At 43.1% G+C, this 21,307-nt stretch carries 17 protein-coding genes and 2 pseudogenes; 9 read left to right on the top strand and 10 right to left on the bottom strand.

Annotation, left to right across the window (positions count from 1 at the left end; translation table 11 throughout):
* Positions 1 to 35: 35 nt before the first annotated feature.
* The gene (locus tag BMW93_RS32470) at positions 36 to 1,109 is read right to left on the bottom strand and encodes a serine hydrolase (RefSeq protein WP_177194264.1); all 1,074 of its coding nucleotides are present in this window, start codon (positions 1,107 to 1,109) and stop codon (positions 36 to 38) included.
* Between the two features lie 291 nt (positions 1,110 to 1,400).
* Here BMW93_RS32470 and BMW93_RS32465 point away from each other — a divergent pair, with 291 nt between their 5' ends.
* On the top strand, positions 1,401 to 1,976 hold the full coding sequence (locus tag BMW93_RS32465; protein ID WP_090386537.1) for an antirestriction protein ArdA: 576 nt from the start codon (positions 1,401 to 1,403) through the stop codon (positions 1,974 to 1,976).
* Positions 1,977 to 2,142: 166 nt separating this feature from the next.
* Complete coding sequence (locus BMW93_RS32460) at positions 2,143 to 2,460, top strand: helix-turn-helix domain-containing protein (protein WP_229241073.1); 318 nt, start codon at positions 2,143 to 2,145, stop codon at positions 2,458 to 2,460.
* A 944-nt stretch (positions 2,461 to 3,404) separates the two neighbouring features.
* Here the strand turns inward: BMW93_RS32460 and BMW93_RS32445 are convergent.
* Positions 3,405 to 4,100, bottom strand: a complete 696-nt coding sequence (locus BMW93_RS32445; protein WP_090386530.1) for a hypothetical protein — start codon at positions 4,098 to 4,100, stop codon at positions 3,405 to 3,407.
* Between the two features lie 911 nt (positions 4,101 to 5,011).
* Between BMW93_RS32445 and BMW93_RS32440 the strand changes: the two genes are divergently transcribed.
* Complete coding sequence (locus tag BMW93_RS32440; RefSeq protein ID WP_090386528.1) at positions 5,012 to 5,233, top strand: hypothetical protein; 222 nt, start codon at positions 5,012 to 5,014, stop codon at positions 5,231 to 5,233.
* Between the two features lie 12 nt (positions 5,234 to 5,245).
* Here BMW93_RS32440 and BMW93_RS32435 read toward each other — a convergent pair whose 3' ends face one another.
* On the bottom strand, positions 5,246 to 6,556 hold the full coding sequence (locus tag BMW93_RS32435; protein ID WP_090386526.1) for a site-specific integrase: 1,311 nt from the start codon (positions 6,554 to 6,556) through the stop codon (positions 5,246 to 5,248).
* 545 nt (positions 6,557 to 7,101) lie between these two features.
* Between BMW93_RS32435 and BMW93_RS36375 the strand changes: the two are divergent.
* Both BMW93_RS36375 and BMW93_RS36110 read left to right on the top strand, forming a co-directional pair.
* Positions 7,102 to 7,206 (top strand): annotated as a pseudogene (locus BMW93_RS36375) (CPCC family cysteine-rich protein); the annotation flags it as partial.
* 298 nt (positions 7,207 to 7,504) lie between these two features.
* Complete coding sequence (locus BMW93_RS36110) at positions 7,505 to 7,627, top strand: hypothetical protein (RefSeq protein WP_255372364.1); 123 nt, start codon at positions 7,505 to 7,507, stop codon at positions 7,625 to 7,627.
* A 214-nt stretch (positions 7,628 to 7,841) separates the two neighbouring features.
* Here the strand turns inward: BMW93_RS36110 and BMW93_RS32420 are convergent, their stop codons facing one another.
* From BMW93_RS32420 to BMW93_RS36370, 4 genes and pseudogenes are all read right to left on the bottom strand, one after another.
* Positions 7,842 to 8,672: a glycosyltransferase gene (locus BMW93_RS32420; protein ID WP_090386522.1), complete on the bottom strand. Its 831-nt coding sequence runs from the start codon at positions 8,670 to 8,672 to the stop codon at positions 7,842 to 7,844.
* Positions 8,673 to 8,692: 20 nt separating this feature from the next.
* Entirely contained in the window at positions 8,693 to 10,009 is a 1,317-nt protein-coding gene (locus BMW93_RS32415) for an HlyD family efflux transporter periplasmic adaptor subunit (RefSeq protein WP_090386521.1), read from the bottom strand.
* Positions 10,010 to 10,013: 4 nt separating this feature from the next.
* Positions 10,014 to 11,672, bottom strand: coding sequence for a peptidase domain-containing ABC transporter (locus BMW93_RS32410; RefSeq protein ID WP_229241071.1), 1,659 nt, complete (start codon positions 11,670 to 11,672; stop codon positions 10,014 to 10,016).
* 171 nt (positions 11,673 to 11,843) lie between these two features.
* Positions 11,844 to 12,200, bottom strand: a pseudogene (locus tag BMW93_RS36370) (cysteine peptidase family C39 domain-containing protein); the annotation flags it as partial.
* 91 nt (positions 12,201 to 12,291) lie between these two features.
* Here BMW93_RS36370 and BMW93_RS32405 point away from each other — a divergent pair.
* Together BMW93_RS32405 and BMW93_RS32400 are read left to right on the top strand one after the other, a co-directional pair.
* On the top strand, positions 12,292 to 12,756 hold the full coding sequence (locus BMW93_RS32405; protein WP_090386517.1) for a hypothetical protein: 465 nt from the start codon (positions 12,292 to 12,294) through the stop codon (positions 12,754 to 12,756).
* Positions 12,757 to 12,818: 62 nt separating this feature from the next.
* On the top strand, positions 12,819 to 13,967 hold the full coding sequence (locus BMW93_RS32400) for an alpha/beta hydrolase (protein WP_090386515.1): 1,149 nt from the start codon (positions 12,819 to 12,821) through the stop codon (positions 13,965 to 13,967).
* Positions 13,968 to 14,047: 80 nt separating this feature from the next.
* On the opposite strand, the gene BMW93_RS32395 is transcribed toward BMW93_RS32400, so the two are convergent.
* From BMW93_RS32395 to BMW93_RS32385, 3 genes are all read right to left on the bottom strand, one after another.
* A complete protein-coding gene (locus BMW93_RS32395) occupies positions 14,048 to 14,893 on the bottom strand; it encodes a glycosyltransferase (protein WP_090386513.1) in 846 nt (281 codons plus the stop codon).
* A gap of 9 nt (positions 14,894 to 14,902) precedes the next feature.
* Complete coding sequence (locus tag BMW93_RS32390; RefSeq protein WP_177194263.1) at positions 14,903 to 16,639, bottom strand: ATP-binding cassette domain-containing protein; 1,737 nt, start codon at positions 16,637 to 16,639, stop codon at positions 14,903 to 14,905.
* A gap of 220 nt (positions 16,640 to 16,859) precedes the next feature.
* Entirely contained in the window at positions 16,860 to 18,236 is a 1,377-nt protein-coding gene (locus BMW93_RS32385) for a nucleotide disphospho-sugar-binding domain-containing protein (RefSeq protein WP_090386509.1), read from the bottom strand.
* A gap of 187 nt (positions 18,237 to 18,423) precedes the next feature.
* On the opposite strand from BMW93_RS32385, the gene BMW93_RS32380 reads away from it, so the two are divergent.
* Both BMW93_RS32380 and BMW93_RS32375 read left to right on the top strand, forming a co-directional pair.
* Entirely contained in the window at positions 18,424 to 19,272 is an 849-nt protein-coding gene (locus BMW93_RS32380) for a hypothetical protein (RefSeq protein ID WP_143061763.1), read from the top strand.
* Positions 19,273 to 19,278: 6 nt separating this feature from the next.
* Positions 19,279 to 21,183: a glycosyltransferase family 2 protein gene (locus BMW93_RS32375; protein WP_090386504.1), complete on the top strand. Its 1,905-nt coding sequence runs from the start codon at positions 19,279 to 19,281 to the stop codon at positions 21,181 to 21,183.
* Positions 21,184 to 21,307 lie beyond the last annotated feature (124 nt).

The raw sequence follows: 21,307 nt of genomic DNA, 5'->3' as shown, positions 1-21,307 counted from the left end.
ATTTGGTTTTAAATAAAGTTATTGGGCTGGGCTGTTTACGACTTCCAGAGTAAATCAATCAATTTTCTCCATTCGAAGTAATCGGAAAGTTCTCCGTTCATCAAAATAATCAGCCCTCTTTTTGAAAATGGGTCGTAAAGCATGTAGGTGGAAACACCGGGACCATGCCCGCTATGGCTATATGTAGGTGTCTCCGTGTTGAGCAAATACATAAACCAGGTGTGGAAGCCCAAGCTCATGTCCTTTGGTGTCAGGTTTTGCACAGACCTCGCTTCCATTACACGCGTACCCGCATACGCTCCGTCGTTTGACCAGCAAGCAAGAAACTTCGCCAGATCATTTACCGTGCAGCGGAGCTGGCCTGCGGGATAGTCTGGAAATTTGCCTTGGGGCTCTTTTTGATACTGGCTGAGCGAGGCGGAATACTGATAAGGTACTGCCAGCCGGTCTGATCGAAACGGTTCTAAAAACCAACTGGTATGATGCATTTCGAGTGGTTTGAACAGCTGCGTTTTGCAATACTGCTCGAATGGCATCTTCGAAATCCGCTCGACGAGATAACCTAAAAGTGCAAAGCCAATATTTGAATATTCGAACCTGTTACCCGGTTCGGCGCCAACAAAATTCTTATTCGCTTGATAGTGCTTGCCGCTGGCAGATAGATAGTCTGCAAGAAACGTTCCCAATGGGATATCTGCTCCCTGATATTCGTTCTCCCAAAATGGAAGCAGATAGTCCATATTATCGGCTATTGACGAGCGGTGCCGTAGCAGTTGTCTGAAGGTGATCGGAGCAGCTGGAAACGATGGATTGACAACGCGAAATGGGAGGAACCCGTTTATGTCATCATCCAGCTTGAAGTATCCCTTTGCTTCGAGTTGCATAACCGCCGCAGCCGTTACCGTCTTGGAAATAGAGGCTATGTGAAAAACCGTTGAATCTGTCACCGGTATTTTCCGCTCAATGTCTTGGTAACCGTAATAGCGCGTCCAGGAAATCTGGCCATTTTCAACCTTTGCGGCGGCAAGGCCTGGGACATGCAGCTCTCTCAATTTCCCAATGACCAGCGAATCAACCTTTGATGTCTGGGCATGAGCTAATCCAGCCAATAGGGAAAATGCAACTAACAGTGAAGGACATTTCATAAACCGCGGAAAGAACGATACTTGAATGGGAGCCGAAGTTAACAATGCGATCAGTGCAAACGAAAGTTACAAAGTAAAAAATGACGGTTGCAAGCCTGCACTTCGTCATCGGGCTTTTTAGCTGGCCGCAAAACTGCCAGCCGCACCTTAAACCGCCGTATGGGCTTGCAACCAGGGGGACAAGCCCCGTCATTTTTTCTTTGAGTGGAAGGCAGCGATTGCCCTGAGCACAAAGCCGGGGCCTTAGCTACTTAAATGCCTTTCAATCATGAGAAATCTCGAAAAATCTATGTTGGAACTTATGGTCAGTATAACAGTGGTTCGCTGTTCGGTAAATGGTTTGACCTGACGGAATATTCTGATCTCAAAGAATTCCTTCAAGACTGTTTTGAGTTTCATCGGAATAAATTTGACAGCGACGGCTGCCGTCCAGAGCTCATGTTCCAGGACCGGGAGAACATCCCGGATTTTTTGATATCTGAATGCAGCCTTCATAAAGAGGTGTTCGCCTACTTTGAGGCGGCCGGTGAGATGGACGATGAGACTTCCGAAGCGTTCGAGATTTACTGTAAACAGATCAATTATTGGCCATCTAATGGCTACGAGCTGGAAGACCAAATCGAAAGTTTCCGGGAAAGCTACCAAGGATTTTTTGGAGGCCCTGGGAAAGACGCTACACTTGAATATGCCTATCAATATATCGAAGATACAGGTTTGTTGTCAGGTGTGCCACAGTCTCTTGAAAGGTACTTCGACTACGAAGCCTTCGCCAAAGACTTGTTTTTAGAAGGATACAGCGCATACGAAGGTCATATTTTTATAGACTACTGACGGCAAAGTGCAGTTCCATTCGCCCGCATCGAACTGCACTTTATTCTTTTTGTTCCAGAGGGAAAAAGAGGAAGCAAGTATCTAATGCTGACTAGTATTTTCCAATCAAAAACGTCGTTGCTACGCGCAGTCGATGTTTTTGATTGTTAACAAAAAACAAGCAGCAATGGAAAAGAAGGGCAGGCAATCAGAGGAGAGTTCGGCAATGTTCACGCATCAATTAGTCACTTTGGCGGATCTTGAAAAGTTTAAAGAGCAAATGCTCTCTGAAATGAGACGGCTGGCAGGTGGAGGCACTCAGCATTCCAAACAATGGCTCAAATCTAGGGAAGTAAGGAAGCTACTAGGCGTATCGCCGGGCAAGCTGCACGCCATGCGTGTAAGTCGCCAGCTCAGCTTTATGCGGATTGGCGGCGTGATCTACTACGATCGAGTAGATATTCATAAAATGTTCGAAAAGTTTAAAACTGCCGCGGTCAAATGAAGCAGAAACAATGCTCAGCTGGATTTGGAAGCCAGTGTCCCCCTGACGAAATTCACGTCGGGGTTTATTTTTTGCAGCAGGGATCTACGGTCGTAGAAGCTGTCAAATTTTTCAATCACTACACAGCAGAAGGATGGCCAAATGCAGAAGGTCGACGGCTCAAAAACTGGAAAAGGCTTGCCTGGACTTGGATCTGCTATCAGCAACCAGGGTAACTTCAGTGTATCTTTATCACCTGAGTATTGTTTCCTCGCCCCCTTACGGTTGCTACTCGGCTCATTTGTAACATTATGGTTCTCTTGGCTCAAAAACCGAGCCTGGCCGGTAGAATGAAATAATTCTCTGGATTAGCGGGGTTGTAGAAAAAGAGTATCTTCATCCATATCTCACAAGTTATGTACTGGGAAGAAAAAATAGATCTTTTAGCGAGACAGGTTGGGCCGGTAAGCTTAAATAGACACTTCGCGGACTGGGCCGAGATACTGAAACGGTTGGAAGATCGATTTATAAATATTGATAGCCCGAGCCGCCGATTCTCCAATTGGCCTGACGCATTGAAGTCTCCCATTTTTATCCGAACCACGAATAGGAAAGAGATTTGCAATGAAATTGGCAAGTTAGACCCAGACCGCAGCTATTGGGCAATTTTTGTCCGAGGGGATTACCCTACCGCAAAGCATATAGTCTTCGAGTGTAAGCCAAGTGTTATTGAGGCGCTCCTGGCAATCACGCGCGGTGATTTTTTTATTGGGGACAAAAAGTACAATTGGCTTGTCCATTTCAAGGATATGATGGGCGAAAGAGTTTCTTTGATAAAATCGGGCGGACCACCGACCCCATTTGGGTGAAAAAAACCGACACAGATTTGAGGATACTGTTTTTTGAGCAGAGGATTTGTCACTCTATATTAAACTGGCGAGACTACCCGTCAATTCAGGCTGCTACTACGTAAATAAGACCAGTTTAGTCTTCGCAACGAGCCAAGGAACAGGCTCACAGCCGTTACTATCATCGTTTAGGTAGACAAGGACTTGATCGGAGTTCTTGTCGCTATCAAATAATCCATATTCATTCAAGGTCACTTCGAATTTGCTAGAAAATTCTTCACCGAGATCATGACAATGGAACGTATGAAAGTCGCCGCCTAGTTCGATGCCTATATAATCAAAGCCTAAAAATTTCTCATTGTCAGTCTCCTCGATACCTTTCAAAAGAGTTAGCCGAAGTCCGATTTCGCCCATCCCTGGTCGAGGCTTGTAATCATCAAGGATGTATTCGCGCTCAGCCTCATTGAAGTAGAGGGCAAATACCTTAATGTCCTTCAAATGAGAAAAGAATCTTTGTTTGTACTCCATAGCCGTGTCAAGGTCGGTAAAGACATTGATCCAGCCCAATTTACTTTCATTGTGTTTTTCATCAACCCAATCTCTGATTAAGCCGATTTGTTTTTCCGAAAGCTGAAAGATTTCCTTTGCCTCAACGGCCCGCTCATCGTTTCCTGTGGCCCAAGTGTACGACCACACGTCGACCAAATGATCATTAATACAGTTACTGCAAGTATAAATCATAGCGTTGCTGTAACTACCAAAATTTACCGGGGCAAGCTTTGCCAGATAATACCCGCCTAAATAGTACTTCATTTGATGGTTTGTTATAGTTGCCCTGGACTTTACACTTGGCGCGTCCGCTCCTAATGAAGCAATTCCCAGCGTTCCTTACCTGATCGCGGATGTAGCAGGCGTAATATATCAATTTGGCTGTGTATCCGGTCAAAATTATAAATTAGGCTTCTGATAGTTAATCTAGTTTACAAATTTCTGACCGCCTTTTGGATTTGTTAAAGGTTGTCTCAGCAACGCGAGCTTTGCCGCGGCGCGTCTTCTGAGAAGGTATTCGTTCATAACAACGAATTTTGCATTTATTCCTGGGAGACAATGTGTAAGAATTATATATATTCGAACCATAAACTCTGGAAGTTATGAATCTATTCGCAACTGGTTTCCCACGTTTTAATAAGGTTAGCCCATGATATTAGTTGGTCGGATTAGCGTCTATCTTACATTTTCACTTAGTATACTGTCTGGATTTGCATCGTTATCTCAAAGCCCGGGAGGTAGTACTCCTCCCGCAGTTATTGGACTGTTTCCAATGCCAGGGTTTGAACCTCTTCCGCCACACAAGTCACGGGTCATCGACAAAACAAAGTTCGAACCAAAAAACTTTCGCTTTGTGAATAAAGCAGGCAAAAGCCTGGAAGATCGTTTATCAAGTAATGCCGCTGCTGAAACTGCCGATTGCAGACCGTCTTAGGGCCTTTTCGCGTTTCGTGTTAACGGTAAAGGAGCTATTGACAGCACATGGTTTGACGGTCACCTTCCAGCGGCGTCGTCAAACCGTATTTTAGAGAACATTTGTGCTACTGAGGGAAGTTGGTCTATCGCCCCGGGAACAAAACCTGACGATGTCGCCTGGTTCGTTTACTTCTACTCCGACGTGCGTGTATTGTGGGATAAAAATATTCAATGTTCCGAGGCAGATAAGGAGCTGCAAAATGAAATTAATTAGACCAAAAATTATCGGAACCCTCATAGTACGGGAAATGATGGCGGGTAATCTTGCCGTAGTTAATGATATTAAAAATGCACCTAACAAAATTATTATCCCTTGTCGCTCAGCAGCAGATGGATACGAGATTATTGAACAATTAAAATGTTCAAAGCCTGGTGAAATATTGCACCGCCAGAAGTTTAAAGCTGGCGGTCGGGTCAAATAGCTATATTGACACCTAGGATGCCTGTCGAAGTTTACCCGTTTTCGTAAATAGCTTATCTCGTACTATTCCCACATTCTCGCTGATGCGCGATTTTCTAACCCTGCAATAACGCATCGTCGTTCTAATGTTTCTATGACCGAGCATCTTGCTAACATCTTCCAAGGGAACGCCATTGTTCAGCATCATATCAGCGAAGAAATGTCTGGCATCGTGGGTGTCCAATCTCCGGATACTTCCTGTGATATCCCGAATATCACACAAATCGGCGAGCTCTTTCAGATAGGTATTGTACCGGAAATTACTGTTCACTGGAATCAGCTTATCGTGGGCTACGCAGTATGGATGGTTCTTGTACTTCTCTATCAATTCTTCTACAATCGGCAGTATGGGTACCATTTCACCGACCAGCGTTTTTCCTCGCTTCCTTACAAGCCACCTTTCCCTTTTCGGCCCGACAAGCATTATGCTATCCCGCGTGAGCCCATAGATGTCCTGGTAGGCAAAGCCGGTAAAGCATTGAAAGATGAAGGCATCGCGCACCTCAGCCAGCCTTTCCACGTGCAATTTCTTTCGGTGAATGCGTTCCACCTGTTCAAACTCCAATGGAATTAGTTCAACATCCCCGCCAGAGCATTTAAAACCTTCCATTGGGTTGCGTATTATGAAATCCTTCTTGACGCCTATTTTTACTATCTGCCTGGTCCATTTTACATCCTTCCGGGCAGATACCTCCGCGAGCGGCTTGGGCTTGTGGAGCGTCAGGTATTCGTAAAGTTCTTCAGCAAACAGGCCAGATAGCTCTGAAAAATTCAGGTCCGAGGTTTTGTACTGAAACTTGATAAATGCAGTAACATGCCTTTTAAGTTTTCGCCAATGCCGCAGTGTATTGTCTGAACGCATCCCGCGCTGGACCATTAATTCAAACTTTTCAATGTGCTCGTCGAATGCTTGAAGCAGGGTCTGCTCTTTCTTTAAACCTTGTTTTACCGCATCACCTTTGTCTTCCACCGGCCTGCCTTTAAAAACGTTTTTAAGCATCGTAGGTGTGATGTACTCAAACTGCGATTGCAGCACCATGAATTGGGAAGTGAGCGAAGTCCGCGCCTGATCGATGGCAATGTTGATCAGTTTGGCTTCCATACCAGACGCGGTTACCTTTTTCGTTTGATTGCACCAATCGTCGGGGTGCACTTTTTTACCGAGGGAGATTTCGTCATCGAGACCATCGATGGTAATCCGGACATAAATCGGCGCCTTGCCGTCTTTGGTTGCTTCGGCTTTGAATAGCCAGAAGAGGATCGAAAGTTTCTGATTGCTTTTCATCCTTCACATTTTTAAGTGATCTAATGTTCCCTGCAGGGACTTCCCACAGGCGACGCATCGATTTCCTCAAAACCACATCACACAAGCTATTTTCGGAAATTCGGTTACCTAATTTAGAAAATCGGATAGGTAACCGAAACGGTAACCGAATCGGATAGGTTACTTTGATCAGGAATGACTCACAAATTTTGAAACAAGCTGATTTTCAGAACAATTTAAAACATAAAAGCGCCCTTTGAGGCGCTTTCAGTGATCCCGCTGGGATCGCAAAATATCGACGAAAGTAATTGATTGTCAGGTATCTTATTCGAATGAACCGAATAGGTGACTGAATTGGGGATCGAATGAAATGACTCGATTTGGTTTCAATTCAAATATTCTCCATCTCAAATTTAGCCCTTTATAGTCGTCTATCCAAAGAGCGCCCGCGAGATTATTTAATGGTCTAGCCTATTCATTCTTCCTTTTCAATAAATAAGGTAACGGAGAATTATCCGTGCCCTTGCTGTGGCTGTAAAACATTTTAGGAGAATCCCAACGGTACGTACCTGATTTGCCCCGTCTGTTTTGGGGAGGATGATCCAGTTCAGCTGAACAATGTCGACTATGAAGGTGCGTCAAACCGGGTTTCATTGAGGCAAGGGCAGTGAATTATTGTGGAGTTTGGGGTTTGGAAAGAGAAATAGTGGCTCATGTTAGAAAACCAAAGATTGATAACTCGGTGATTAGGTCAAGCATAACAGCGAGGATGAGACCATACTCAAAAAATCGCTACTCCTTTGTTCTTCGTGACGTCGTTGGATTCTGGTTCGCAACGCGGAAAGTTTGGATGGCAATCAGGATCCCTGCCAACACAAAGGTAAAAGCAGACCAAAATTGAGAGAAACGGGCCCGTTATCGATTTTATAGACGAAGATATTTAGCCATTCGTCATTCGCAAACCATGCAGTGGGCACTGCTGCGAGTACGCTCACGCAGAATTGGGTTAAGCAGATGGGGCGCAGAAAGGATGGATTGCTGGGCGACTCCCAAAAGCTCATGGACGAGCTCAAATTGAAAGTCGCCTGTTAGCTTCTGGTGGAATGAAGTTCGGCAGCTGCGGAAGTATTTAACTTCGCGAGCCAGGCTGACAAGACATAACGCATTTGCCCCTCCTTCCAAATTGAATGCGACTTCCTGATACAGAGCCAAAGTCGACCAGAATACTCTCATTTTACCCTTGATCACTATATCTTTTAGGCTCTCCAATCTGCTCTTTGAAAAATCATTAATTTACGTCTCGCTATCAGCTCATCAGCTCCGCATTGCGGCTTGCAAAAAACACAGGACATGTCGGTACTAGTTTTTCTAATGCTATTCCGGCATCTATGGCCTGTTGCTTGAATTTGTTAAAAAAACGCTCTTCCTCGAAGGCTAAATCCCGTGGAATAACGTCTCCAACAAAAACAGGCAGACGATGTATCCATTTGTGATGAACTTTTAATATTTCCTCAAACCAAATAGGGCCAAACTTCCCCTCCGAGGAGTGCCGTAAAAGGATTTCAAAAGTGACCATGATCTGCCAACAAGCACCAACGGCCAGAGAGAAATCCAGGTCGTATCCATGAAAATGTTTCAATAACGTGCTATCAAAACCAATTTCCTGAGCAATCGTTTTTCTTGTGCACATCCAGCATCCGTCAATCGAGGCCACTTGCGAAAGTGTGGACTCGTCAGGATTGATCAAATAATAGACGTCCTGGGAAGCTTTATGAGAAAAGCCCTGTAAATAATGACAGCAAATGGATGAAATATCACAGTACCAAGAACTCGGGCAAACCGGCTTATACTTAGAACCAGCAATTCCCAGCAACCCAAGTTTAGGATTGTGCATAAACGTTCGTACCACGATCTCGCCCCAGTTTCCGCTCCGCATTTCCACATCGTCATGCATAAAGCATAGGATCTCATACTTGCTCAGTTCAATTCCTTGGTTGTAACATTCCGCTATCCCAAGCGCCCCATCAGAATTAACAAGAATGATACACTCATGCGCTTCGCCAATCGTCTCGGCAACGTTCAGTTTAACGATTTCCGCCTGAGCTACGGTTCTCGAACAAATAATTACTGAAATCATGGCTCTATTGGGGACAAAAGTTAATTATACCGACCTAGTAGGAGAACATTCTCGAGTAACCTTTCCCAAAGCCTTCTTCCATTTATTACAATTTCGGCTTTGCCATGTAATTCATGCCGAAAATTTAGTTTTGCCCCACTAGATGTTACAAGCCCCCGCGGAAACTCTATAGTTGCTAAATAGTTGTTCAGTTCCCCATTCGTTGTCTCGAACCGAGAGGTCGTCAATGATAACGACATTATCTTTCCATCCATATAGCCGTACTCCATGTAAGGATAGTCATCCAAACTGACCAGAACCCGCTGACCAGCTAAAATCTTTCCTGCCCCCAGCGTTGGTACAACTACCTGTCCATACACGCTTCGTTGACCGGGCAGGATTGTAAAAATAGACTCACCCGCCAACACAAACTGATCATCGATCCAAAATCGATTGAATTGCAAGTTGCCATTAGAGGGAGACACAAATAAATATTTCTCCTTCCAAATTTTTATATTATCCAACAACTCGTTTTGTGCTTTAGCGATGTCCAGCTTAATTTGGTCCCGTTTTTCAAGATTTCCGGTCAGGAGCTCATTCAATTTGGCATCCGCATTGCCAATCTGATCCTTGACATTGTAAAGGTTTCGCGTTGCACTCTCGACTGACTCTTTGGCACTTAAAACTTTCATTTTCGCCTGATCGAATTCGTGAGGGGACAGTGCTCGTTTTGTAAAGAGGATAGAGTCGCGTGCGAATATTTGCAACGCGAGTTCAAAGTTTGAATTGCTAAGTTTTAATTGATTCACCGCTGCATGATGACCTTCGCTGTAAAGTTTTAATTGATTTTGGCTCGAACTAATCAACTTCTCATATTGTCTGTTAGTCTTATAGTTTCTAAGTTGTGCTATTGCTTCAACGTATGCAAAATAAGCCGGAGTTAGTTCACCGAGAAGCAAATTGGTCGGAACACTTTTAGCCAGCGATACCACGTCGTTCCGAACACTTGTACCGTCATTAAGGAGTGAATCTAGAAGCAACACATCCGTAAAGTTTGCCGAATTCTGGATGTAGGCTACAATTGTACCTTCGCTTACAGGTTCGTTGCTATTTTCCCTGAGTAGTTTTAATTTACCAGCGGTTGCAGAAACGAGCTTGATCGGAGCGTCTGCGTTGCTTACAGTAACATCGCCGACGATTGTTTCGGGATACCGTATAAAATGTGCACTGGTAATTAAGACTACTATAACAAAGGAAACTATAATCGCACATATCAATCCGACAGACTTTGGCATCGTTCCGACGATGTCTTCTACTTCCTCGGTCGCTGTTTGCGGACTATGTCTGTTTTCATGCATTCGTTTAAAGCGTTTGGTGAGAAAATTGGGTACTCACAAGACGCCAATAAGCGCCTCCCTTTTCAAATAGCTCGGTGTGAGAGCCTTGTTCAACAACATATCCTTTGTCCAATACAACTATTTGATCGGCATTGATTATGGTACTGAGCCTGTGAGCAACAACGACAACAGTTTTACCTCTATAAGCGTTTTCTAATGCATCGATAACTTTTCGCTCGTTCACTGCATCGAGGGAATTCGTAGCTTCGTCCAGAAACAGATATTCTGGCTCCCTATACAAGGCTCTTGCAATAAGAATTCGCTGCCTCTGGCCTCCACTTATACCTTGCCCATCTTCGCCAAGTTTAGTGTGATATCCCTGTGGCATTTGCTCGATCTCAGTAGCGATGTTTGCCGCAAGTATAGCATTGTTATATCTTTCCATGTCGGGATTGGAATCTTCAAGTATTATATTGTTAAGAACTGTATCGTTAAAGATTCTCCCTTCTTGCATCACAGCGCCGCATCGGGAGCGCCAATCACGTAACGATATATTTCTTAGATTCATATCCCCGATGAAGATGTCTCCATAGGAGGGATTATATAGCCGCAACAACATTTTCAATAAGGTGCTCTTACCACTGCCGCTCGCGCCTACAATCGCCGTCACTTTACCCTGCGGTATGACAAAACCTACACCTCGAACCACAGGAGGCTGATTTGGTGAGTACAAATAAGTCACATTACTCAAAACAATATCCTTTTTGAATAATGTATCCACGGTGATCATCCCATCAGAGGCTGTTTCGTCATCGATCTCGTGAACCTCACTAAGACGCGAGTAACTAATCTTTGCGGCTTGAAGTGCGATAATGAACTGAATAAACTGACTGACCGGCCCGTTCAATGATCCGATAATAAATTGTGTCGACACCATCACCCCGAATGACATTGTTCCCTGAATTACCTGGGTTGCGCAGAAAAACGTTATCAGGATGTTTTTCAAACTGTCAATAAACCCCGCTCCCGAATTTTGTAGATTATTAATACCGAGCGCCCTAAGGTTTGTTCTATAGAGACTTGCTTGGATTCGTTCCCAAGCCCACCTCCGGCTTGTATCATAATTGAAGTTCTTAATGTCATAGATTGATTCAACGATTTCTACCCAATAACTCTGGTTTTTGGCGATGAGCTCAAAATAGTCCCAGTCCAACTTCTTGCGAATATTTAGAAAAGCCATTACCCATCCAATGTAGACGAGACTTCCCACAGCAAAAATTGCAAATACCTTTAAATTAAATATGAACAAAACAAAAGAAAATACCAGAAAGGAAACGGCTGAAAAGACGGTATTTAGCCAGTTATTCATAATAAATGATCTTATTCGTTCAAGATCCTGAGCCCTCTGCAGAATATCTCCAACAGACTTCGTTTCGAAAAAACTTACTGGCAGCTTTAACAACTTAATCAGGTATTCTGAGACCATAGCCAGATTGACGCGACTGGAGATATGCTGAAGGATCCAATCCCTGCCCACATTTCCAACCATCATACTAGTTGCGATGGCAATGTTTGCAACAAGCACCATTTGAATGAAGGTCAAATCACCCGATTTAATCCCCACATCAATGACTGCTTTCGACAAAAAGGGTAGGCACAACTGTAAAAGCGTGACGACGAGCATAATCACAATTAAATTCCTTATACTCGATGCGTAAGGGAAAAAATATCTTAGAATTGGCAAAAATCGTGTATTTGACTGCTTTCTTATTGGACCTTTAGAGGTAAACTCCACACTGGGCTCCATGAGTAAAATGTTACCGTATCCAGAATCCGGTGCATACCAGTTCTTTTGAAAAGTCGCCAAGTCATAAGAGACTCTCCCGGCAGCAGGGTCGGCAACGAATACCTTGGTCCTGCTAACACGATAAACGACTACAAAATGTGTTCCCTTCCAATGAGCGATACAGGGAAGCAAGACTTTTTTTTGAAGTTGATCCGTGGTAGCACGAATCGCAACTGACCTGAATCCAATTCGGTCGCATGCCGCTGATAAGTCAAAGAATGAAACTCCATGCTTCGATTTTCCGCAAATGTCACGAAGATATTGTAACGAATAGTATACCCCATAGCTTCTGGCAATTAGCCTTAAACACGTTGGGCCACAATCTGTCTTATCAAACTGTAATTCAAACGGAAACCTTTTAAACATAAAATTAAAATGATATGAAAAAGAGATTTTTTTGCATAATTTAGCAATGTTTCAATCGGTTACAAAACTTATCACTTAACTTTTAATAACAATGAAAAAAATCAGCTTTGACGACTTGATTGCCGATCTGTCCATAATTGAAAGTGAGCAAGACCTAAATTCAATTAGAGGAGGCGATACGATCTATATTAATGGCGGGTATATAGTGAATTCCGGTGGAAATGCCACCTTTTACTCAAATAATGGGACAAGTTTTACGTTACCAGGAGCGACAGTATATAGTTCGCAGAACTGGGGTGATAACCACTACCAATTGAGCGGAGGAATCTATCTGGATCCAAACGGAGGAGCGGATGTTAGCACGCTCATTCATGAATATGGACATTACTTGCAACAGCAACAAATGGGAACCGGTAGCTACATCGCAGCCGGTCTTGGCAGTGCATACAGCGTCTATACGAATCCTGGTGAGCACGCTTCGCAGCCGTTTGAAGTTCAAGCAACAAACTACGGTTATCAATATATAGCGCAGCATTACCCTGGCTTCGTATATTGAATTGTTAAACTAAGTAGCCGATTGAAACAATAATTTAGGTTTGATCATCCAACGCTAGAATTATGGAGAGAAAACAGCTGCAAAAAAAACTAATAAAATTGTGCATCAGCCACCGTGATAAGATGCGGCACAAATTTGTATTTATACGCAATAGTCTTATTATTCTCACAATCCTCCTTAGATTCTGTCCGAATGCGTTGAGTCAAACCACGGTAGTGGATTCGAATGTAATAATTAAGTTGAGAGACGGCGTTCAGATAAGCGGCTCATTGATTCCTCCGCGCTCAGGCTATCCGCTAGTAGTCCTTTCAAGCCCACCATTGACACCAAACAGAAACTTGCCTAGCAGAAGGACTCCGGCTGGGATTTTCAAAAGCTTAGCCTATGATCTTGCCGAGCGCGGATATGGGGTATTTTGGTTTGATAACCGCGGAATGGCTAAATCAACTGGAACAACAGATTCGGTCACACTCTATTCTCAGGCCCAAGATCTTTTAGACATTTTGAAGTTCCACAAAAGCAAACGCCCAACTGCAAAAATCGGCCTTCTTGGAATAAGTGAAGGAGGAGCATCGGCTGAGGTCGCAGCTGCTGGAAGTGAAGATGTCTCGTTCTTAGTGCTTTTGAGTGTGCAGGCAACCAGTGGATACGAGTTTTTTCAATACCAGACCAAAATGATGTTTTTAGAGCGCGGAAAAATGTTTGGAAACGCTAAACTAATCGATTCGCTTTATCAAAGATACGACCGGATTTCAAAGCCATTATATAAGGTGTTGGAACAAAGTGAGGATCTGGATTCTCTAAAGGTTCAGTTTGACCGCGAACTTGACGTACAAATTCAAAACATAGAACCAGCTATCTCTCAGGGCCACAAAGAAAATGAGAAAATGATGTTTAATGTGTGGCTGTCTCCGCAACAGTTAGCGCTTAGAAAATTCCAACCTCAGCGATATTTATCCAAAATACGCCAACCTATACTGGCTCTTTGTGGTGATCATGATGATCAGGTTCAATGCGATTCCAATTTAAACGCAATTAGAAATATTTTAGAAAATTCAGGGCATACCTCATTTTCAATAGAGAAATTACCGAACGTGGATCACAACTATCGAACTTTGACTGGGGCTTTGCAAGACCTAGCTTTTGACAACGAGAGATTTTCTGCCGTAGCACTTGATAAAATTGTCGCGTGGCTTGAACAAATAAAGTAATTGTTCATTCCGTATGGAAGATAGTTCGAATAAAGCTGATCGGAGAAATTGTATCGCTAAGGTGCGTGACGGCCAATTAACTACAATCCGATGCGAGCGTAAATATCTTCAACTTTTTCACAAACGCCATTGGTAAATAGCGAGCGTCGCTGTTCGAAAAGCTCTTTTCTTCTTTGAGCCGACGAAATTAGCACCTCACGCGGCATTATTCCCCTTCGATGCAAAAGATCCGCAAGCGTAAGCTCCTCGACAAAATTGTAGCCAGTATTATAGGCCACTGAGCTGACATCTGTTCCTTCTTTACGAAAATAGTTTAAGCACTTTCCCGAAATAAAGACATCCCCGACAGTACACAGCTCGATCCAAAACAACCAGTCTCCACAAAATCTGTAGTTTGCAAACTCACTTGATATTTTCATAAAGTGAGTCCTTCGCCAAACCACCATGCTAGCATTGAAGATGGAGTTATGCATTAGCATTCTTTCTCGAATGAAAGTTTTCCCATCGACGTATTCTTGGAGGAATTTCGAGCTGGATTGCCATCTAATTTCATTCCCATCTACGCAGTAAGACTGACAATAGCTCAAAGTGCAACTCGACATTTCAAAAGCTGGCACCAAGTTTTCGAGTAAAGTTGGCTCACACCAATCGTCACTTTCAGCTACCCATATAAGATCACCAGTAGCCTCAGATATGCCGCGCTGCCATTGAAGAAAAGTACTCCCACTATTGACATCGTTGATAATGACCTTTTTTATCCTGACATCTGTGCGGTAGCGATTAATCACCTCAGTACTATTGTCGGTCGACAGGTCATCCAAAATGATAACTTCCAAATTTGTGTAAGTCTGCAGTAGTACCGATTCTATTCGTTGCTCGAGATAGATCGCGTGATTGTAGTTTGGGATTATAACGCTTACTAGCATGAAAGGCTCTCAGATATATATGTATTTGTTGGTACTGGACACCGTCGCTTCGTTGAGCTCCATTGTTACGACAATAATATCATACTTCACTCTTACAAGAGTATTTGCAATGAAATCAGCAAATCTCTCATCGACTCGCGCAAATGCATTATCGTAAATCAGAATGTCCGGATAATGATAGATGGCTCGTGCCAGAAGAATAACGCTTTGATAACTATAGGGTATATTAGCTGCCCTTGCCTCCACCAGGGTTGCAAGTCCCGAAGGAAGCTCTTTAAAAAATTTATCAAAACCATAAGACGAACAGAATTTGGAAATTCTTTCAAAATCAAGGTTCTTGTCTGCTTGAACAATGTTTTCTAATACGGTGCCAGGAAAAAGAGAGTTGTTGGCATTCAGCACATACACGTCAAGCTTGCTGGCGACTTGATCGAACCTTTGCCCATCTACCTTGATTTCGCCTGTTGTTGCATGTAACATACCAGAGAGTACGGAAGCGAGCGCCGTTTTCCCATGCCCGCTACTCGCCAGGATCGAATGAATTGCACCTTTTTGAATCTTAATGCTAACTTTCTCCAGTATCTTTTGGCCTCGCAGCTCTACTGAAATATCCCGCAGCTCTACGTGTTTTACGCCCTTTACAAGTTTTTTAGGCCTTGGAAACTGAAAACCTGCGATAATCGACAGAAGCTCAACGACCACATTCTGACACCGTTTTATTTGTAGGGAAGTAATTAGCAGTGTAATAGATGAGAAATAGTACAAGATCATTCCGACTGAGGCGGTGGTGCCAAGTTTTTCAGCAATGAGTCCATATAGATAAATCGCTGAAAAACAGAATATTACAAGTGGAACAACTGCGGCACGCAGAAACAATACGATCGTTCGCAGATTTTCTACGGCCATATGATAGTATTTAACCGAGATACTTGAATACTCGTAATTGTGATTCTCCCTTTCGCGGGCTAAGCCGGTGATAACACTCTTTAAATAATTTACTTTCAAGTGCTTCAAAATTGCGCTTTGCATGTCGAAAACCGGCCTGATTCTGACAAAAGCACTCCAGCAGGCCAGCGTTACCACGCAAAGTAGTATCATCATCTGCGGTGTGAAATTTCGGAATAACTGTGAGTATCCCAGTGACAACATCAGGGTCCAAAGTCCGGTAGCCAATGAAATCAATGCAACATTGAGCTTATCTTCAAATTCGACAATCTCCTGAAAGTGGATAGATTTAGACATGGACGGCTCTATGTTGTTGACCGGCTCGCGAGAATTTTTACTATTTCGAGCCAAGACTACAGAAACGTTAGTAGCGACTGCGCTAGCAATCCATTTCACCAGAAACCATGAAGCAGCCGCCGCAAAAATAATCAATGGATAAATGTAGTAATTCGGCGTTAAGCCATATGCAAGTACGGCCGTAGACCCCAACAGTATCAATATGGCAATTATCAGCGAAGTTGCAATCGGGCGGACACCCGTAAAAAAATCACGGAGAAGCTCCTTTCTGTGTGAGATAACCTGTTCTTTGAAAGGGAAGGACTCTCCAGGATCAACCTTAAAGACGATGTTGCTGCTCCATCCCGCCAATAGTTGGCTATCGGAAAGGTTCATCAAACCCATTGGGGTCAGCACTTTGTGACCAGTAACGTCAAATCCTCGATATAAAGCGAAAGATGGACTAGCATGGTCGTCTAAATATGGAATTAGAAAAGGACCATGTTCGTCACGAATTTCATCCAAACTGGTCTTGTAGATCTGGCATTCCAACCCTGCTATCGCACAGCAGTCTCGCAGCACTGCGACGCTTGGTCCTGCCTGCTCTAATCGCTTCTGTATACTCCCTATTTGATTTGGAGAGAGAATTCCCCCGTGTGTATGAACCATCTGAGTTACACACGAGTATACGTTCCCCGTGAATATTTCGGACCGATTCGCAGGCAGGAGAAAACTACTAAATTTCTCAAAAAGATTCATCTGAGATTAGACGATTTAGAATTTCAGTGACATTGTTCTCGCTTCTTTCCTTTCCGATTTCTTTGTTCAACGATTCAAGATTTGACTTACATTGATCATGATGGGTAAAGATCCATTCAATCTTATTGTTTAACTCAGTTTCTGAAATCCAATTTAAGTCAGCGCCCAGGCCAATGCCAAAATGTGATACCTTCGCTGCATTTCCGTTCTGTTCCCATTGTTTCGACAACGGCAGGACAAGTTGAGGCACACGGAAACTAATACATTCCAAAACACTGTTCATACCACCATGATTAATCATCATATCTGCATGTTGTAATACATGAGTTTGAGGAAGGGTGTGAAACACATTTAAGTTTGTCGGGAGCGGATAAAGGAAATCGCAGCGGGTTCCTCCGCCCAACGATAAGATAAAAATAAGGTCAGAGCGCCTTTCAGCAAGTTTTCGAAGTTTTAGGAAAAAACTTTTTACACGAGGTTCAAAAAGAGAAGTCATTGTCCCAAGCGAGCAGAAAATCAATTTGGTAGCCGGATTGACACATCGTCTACTTTTGACCTCATCTAAAAGATCTCGATAACGCTGTGTCAGAGTCTGGCTCGAAGACCTTGATGACCCATGCAAAGCTAAGTGATACACATTTTTCGGATATGAACCTCGAAAGTCGAAACTGGAGGGTGCCAGAATCAGTTTCGGTCCACTTAGAAAGGACCACTTGAATGCGCTCCTGAAAGTTATCTGCGGCAAAAAATCTATGTTGTGTTCTCTTCCTAGACGATGGGAAAAAGTGAAGTAGCATTGTCCGAGTGAGTTTAAATTAAGAGCTAAAAAGCGATAAACATTTTTACTGAACTCGAAGGCCCAAAAAATACTATTTAAAAGTGTGGACGGAAGTGATTTTTTCGGCCCTTTGGCGATCGTATAAGGCGGAACCGATGCATCTGGACCGTTAAACGGCTTGGTGCTAAAAGTAATCGCACGTACACCGAAACAACGATACCAAATCAATCGATAATTGACGTCCTCATCTAACAGAACAATATCTGCATTGATCTCTTTGACGACTTTCATGTATCGCTCGACCATAAGCTTCCATTCATCGAATTTGTGGAGACCTAAAATACGAAACAACGAAAGGCCTTCCGATGTCAATTTTGGTACACCAAGTTGGTAAGAAATGAAAATAAATCCTTCATTTGTTACCTGCGTAGCGAACTTTTCTTCACCTATAAATACCACTTTTATATCTGAATCACTCAGCCTTTTCGCCATGCCAAAGGCAGCAGTATAGTGACTCGAATATTTTTGTACGTCAAAGAGAACTGTTTTCATATAAAAAAATGTAACCGCAAGTATAAGTAGCATATATACCTGATTTACTTTTCTTTAATCAATCTTTTTTACAGGGCGATGGAGGTCAATCGGTTAGGTTCACTTCTGAGGATGTGTTGAAAAAATATCCTATTTTACAGCGCTTTTTGATCAAGATGATCTACGACAATCTGCATATTTACACCTACCTTATTTGCTTTCTGTTATAAAAATGTTGGTTATGTCTGAACACATTGATATCATCATTTACGGTCAAAACCCAATTTTTAGGATATTAAGGGGCATCTTACTTGTAGTTGAAAGCTTACGACATTATCAATTTCGTATTTGGGTTGATACTCCAGCTGGTTTCGATGTGGGTGAGCAACTGATCACAGCATTACGTTTGAATGAAGCAGGAATCCAACATCGCTTGCCTGATTGCAGCATAGTTGTTTTGGGAGCCTATCATTTTGTTCAATTCGAGGGCACTAGAATTCGATCGGACCGGCTAAATCGTTTGGCTGATCTGGCATGCTCATTTGGGAGTTCGGGCCAAAAAGGATTTCTGGCCTTTATAAACAGTGGATTGGAGATTCCAAATGACTTGTTTTTAAAGTGTCTTCGAATAAGTGGATGGCAAGATAGCTCCATTGGCGTTTTGGGAATCAAATGTATATATCCGGATGGTGCGGTCTGCCATGTCGGTTCCACCCTTTTCGCCGACAGCGGAAGAATTACGCTTGCAAGAAGGCCTGCTTGGGATATAGCATCCCTGCCTGGTTATCCCATAGGGGCGAGCGTATCATGCCTCCATTTCCTATTAACTAAACATGAGGTGTTCGAACGAGTTGGTGGCTTTTCCAACAAATATCAACAGTACCTTTTTGATACCGAGTACTGCATAAAGTGCCTGTTGATTGATGTTCAGTCGATTATCCATGATGATGTAACAGCAATCTTTTATGGGAACTCTGGAAGAACCTATAATGGTCGGCGTATCGTAACCGAGCGCTCTGAGTGGCAGAAAGTATTTTTCCCCTTTCTTCTAAAACGACTTGCTAAGCTGTATGCCAAGAAAATAATTTAGCTATCAATGAAATATTACGCAACTATCTGCGCAATTGCCAAGGACGAGAACGATTATTTGGTTGAATGGGTCGATTATCATCTAAATCTTGGATTTGACCATATCTATCTGTATGAGAATAATTGTAGACATAGCGCCGTCCAAATGCTCGTACAGTTCATAGAGGGGAATAAACTAACGGTGCGCGAGTGCAGGATTGACCAAATTCCCCAACTGAAAGTTTACAACCACTGTTTGTATGAACATCATGACGATAGCAGGTGGATAGCCTTCATCGACATCGACGAGTTCATCTCTCTCTCCTCGTGTAAAAACATCGGAGATTTTCTTTCTGCTTATGAGAGCTTTCCAGGGGTGTGTTTAAATTGGATGGTGTATAATGCTAATGGGCATTTGTCGAAGCCGGAGGGTTATGTTAGAGAATGCTTCCGGAACCCAATTGTCCGGGAGGCGGACATCAATAGGCATGTTAAAACAATTCTCCAACCCAAGATGACGCGTACCATTTCTCATTCCCACTTTGGAACGTATCTCGACGGGCTTTTTGCAGTTAATGAAATGTTCGAGCCGGTGCTCAGCGCATTTTCGGACTTCAGTAATCAAAAAGCGCACATAGATCACTACTATACAAAAAGTTATCAGGAATGGGCGAATAAATTAGGCCGAGGACGCCCCGATCTGGTTGATCAAAGTACCATGGAAGAGTTATTCTGGCGATATAATCCGGACATGTTACATTTGGTTGACGAAGCAAGAACTCAATACCTTCCCTCCCCAATTCGCATAAGCCAGCAGCTTGTCCCCTCCTACATGCTCAAGCAATCATGGTCATCTTTTGCCTCGCCCGATATTTTAGATATTCTGAATCTCATTTGGGCTAGCGAATCAAAATATCTTCTGCCAAATAATGGAGTAGTATATGGGATGTTTGGCACAATCCTAGTGAAATTCGAGTATTCGAGGATTTCCGGTGATCTCAGCGTCTTTGATCAGGGTCAAAAGCAGTTATTGGAGCTCGTTAAGGCGTTACTTCTAGAAATTCGGAAGTCTGCCACGACGGATTTTTCTTACAAAAGTGGGCTGGCGGGTATACTGTCGGCGTTGTTATTTTTTGATCTTAGTGGGATGTTTGAAGGCAGCTTTGAAGCTGTCAATGCTAAATTAAGGGCGGAGTTCCGAAATTTAGAATTCGACACCATGATAGAATTCGGCTTTGACTACGGCCTCATTGGATACGCCAACTATTTTCTTAATCAGGTGGTAAGAACCATGCCTGGTGAGCAGGAAACTTGTTTTGAATATAAGGCACTAGACACAATTTGTGAATACATACATGCATATTTACTTGGTATAGGGATTGATGAAGAGGGCGAGGTTGGAACAAGGTTGGCGATGGAAGGGGTTGGCATACTGTGCTGTTTAAGAAAAATGTTGGTCTACAAACTGACGCTCATCAATAGGCAAGTCATGTATGATTGCATAGCTATAATTGTAGATAAAATGACGTGGTACATGGAGGATGTGAATTTCCACAAGACTTCCAAGATCCGTTTCGCGGTATCCCTTTTGCATATTAGCGACTATTTCGATAGTGTTAGTTGGAAACAGTTTGCACAAAAAATACTTGTAACTGAGATTACGACAGAGTGCCTTACCCAAATTTGCATTGAGGAAGTGCCAGTTGTTCTTCTATTGATAAGAAGAGTCTGTATCTCATTTCCAAACTTAAATCTAGGCAAGAGCAGTGATTTTGGCCATGAATTAATAGCCTTGGGGCTAAGACTACTTAAAGATCAGTTGACTGGTCAGAACTGTGTACCTCGATTCTCCTCGGAGGCTCAATTATCTCTTTTAGGCCTTATTGCTAAGGATGAACCACGTTGGGATACTTATATCACTTTAACCTATTGACAAGTAATTGAAATTTGGAAGACATAGAATTTGCCCCCCAATGCCAAAGCTGGTATCAGGATACACAAAAGTTGAGTTTTCGCCCCAATTCCGTCAGCCTCGCCGGCGGGATACTGATCTCATA

Origin of the sequence: Dyadobacter sp. SG02, from assembly GCF_900109045.1 — a bacterium.
Classification (GTDB): Bacteria; Bacteroidota; Bacteroidia; order Cytophagales; family Spirosomataceae; genus Dyadobacter.
Note: the sequence above shows the minus strand (reverse complement) of the source record. Positions and strands in the feature narration are given on the sequence as shown.

Coding starts and splice junctions, on each gene's coding strand:
- BMW93_RS32465 (WP_090386537.1), top strand. CDS start 1,401: ATGCCTTTCAATCATGAGAAATCTCGAAAAATCTATGTTGGAACTTAT.
- BMW93_RS32460 (WP_229241073.1), top strand. CDS start 2,143: ATGGAAAAGAAGGGCAGGCAATCAGAGGAGAGTTCGGCAATGTTCACG.
- BMW93_RS32445 (WP_090386530.1), bottom strand. CDS start 4,100: ATGAAGTACTATTTAGGCGGGTATTATCTGGCAAAGCTTGCCCCGGTA.
- BMW93_RS32440 (WP_090386528.1), top strand. CDS start 5,012: ATGAAATTAATTAGACCAAAAATTATCGGAACCCTCATAGTACGGGAA.
- BMW93_RS32435 (WP_090386526.1), bottom strand. CDS start 6,556: ATGAAAAGCAATCAGAAACTTTCGATCCTCTTCTGGCTATTCAAAGCC.
- BMW93_RS32420 (WP_090386522.1), bottom strand. CDS start 8,672: ATGATTTCAGTAATTATTTGTTCGAGAACCGTAGCTCAGGCGGAAATC.
- BMW93_RS32415 (WP_090386521.1), bottom strand. CDS start 10,009: ATGCATGAAAACAGACATAGTCCGCAAACAGCGACCGAGGAAGTAGAA.
- BMW93_RS32410 (WP_229241071.1), bottom strand. CDS start 11,672: ATGCTCGTCGTCACGCTTTTACAGTTGTGCCTACCCTTTTTGTCGAAA.
- BMW93_RS32405 (WP_090386517.1), top strand. CDS start 12,292: ATGAAAAAAATCAGCTTTGACGACTTGATTGCCGATCTGTCCATAATT.
- BMW93_RS32400 (WP_090386515.1), top strand. CDS start 12,819: ATGGAGAGAAAACAGCTGCAAAAAAAACTAATAAAATTGTGCATCAGC.
- BMW93_RS32395 (WP_090386513.1), bottom strand. CDS start 14,893: ATGCTAGTAAGCGTTATAATCCCAAACTACAATCACGCGATCTATCTC.
- BMW93_RS32385 (WP_090386509.1), bottom strand. CDS start 18,236: ATGCTACTTATACTTGCGGTTACATTTTTTTATATGAAAACAGTTCTC.
- BMW93_RS32380 (WP_143061763.1), top strand. CDS start 18,424: ATGTCTGAACACATTGATATCATCATTTACGGTCAAAACCCAATTTTT.
- BMW93_RS32375 (WP_090386504.1), top strand. CDS start 19,279: ATGAAATATTACGCAACTATCTGCGCAATTGCCAAGGACGAGAACGAT.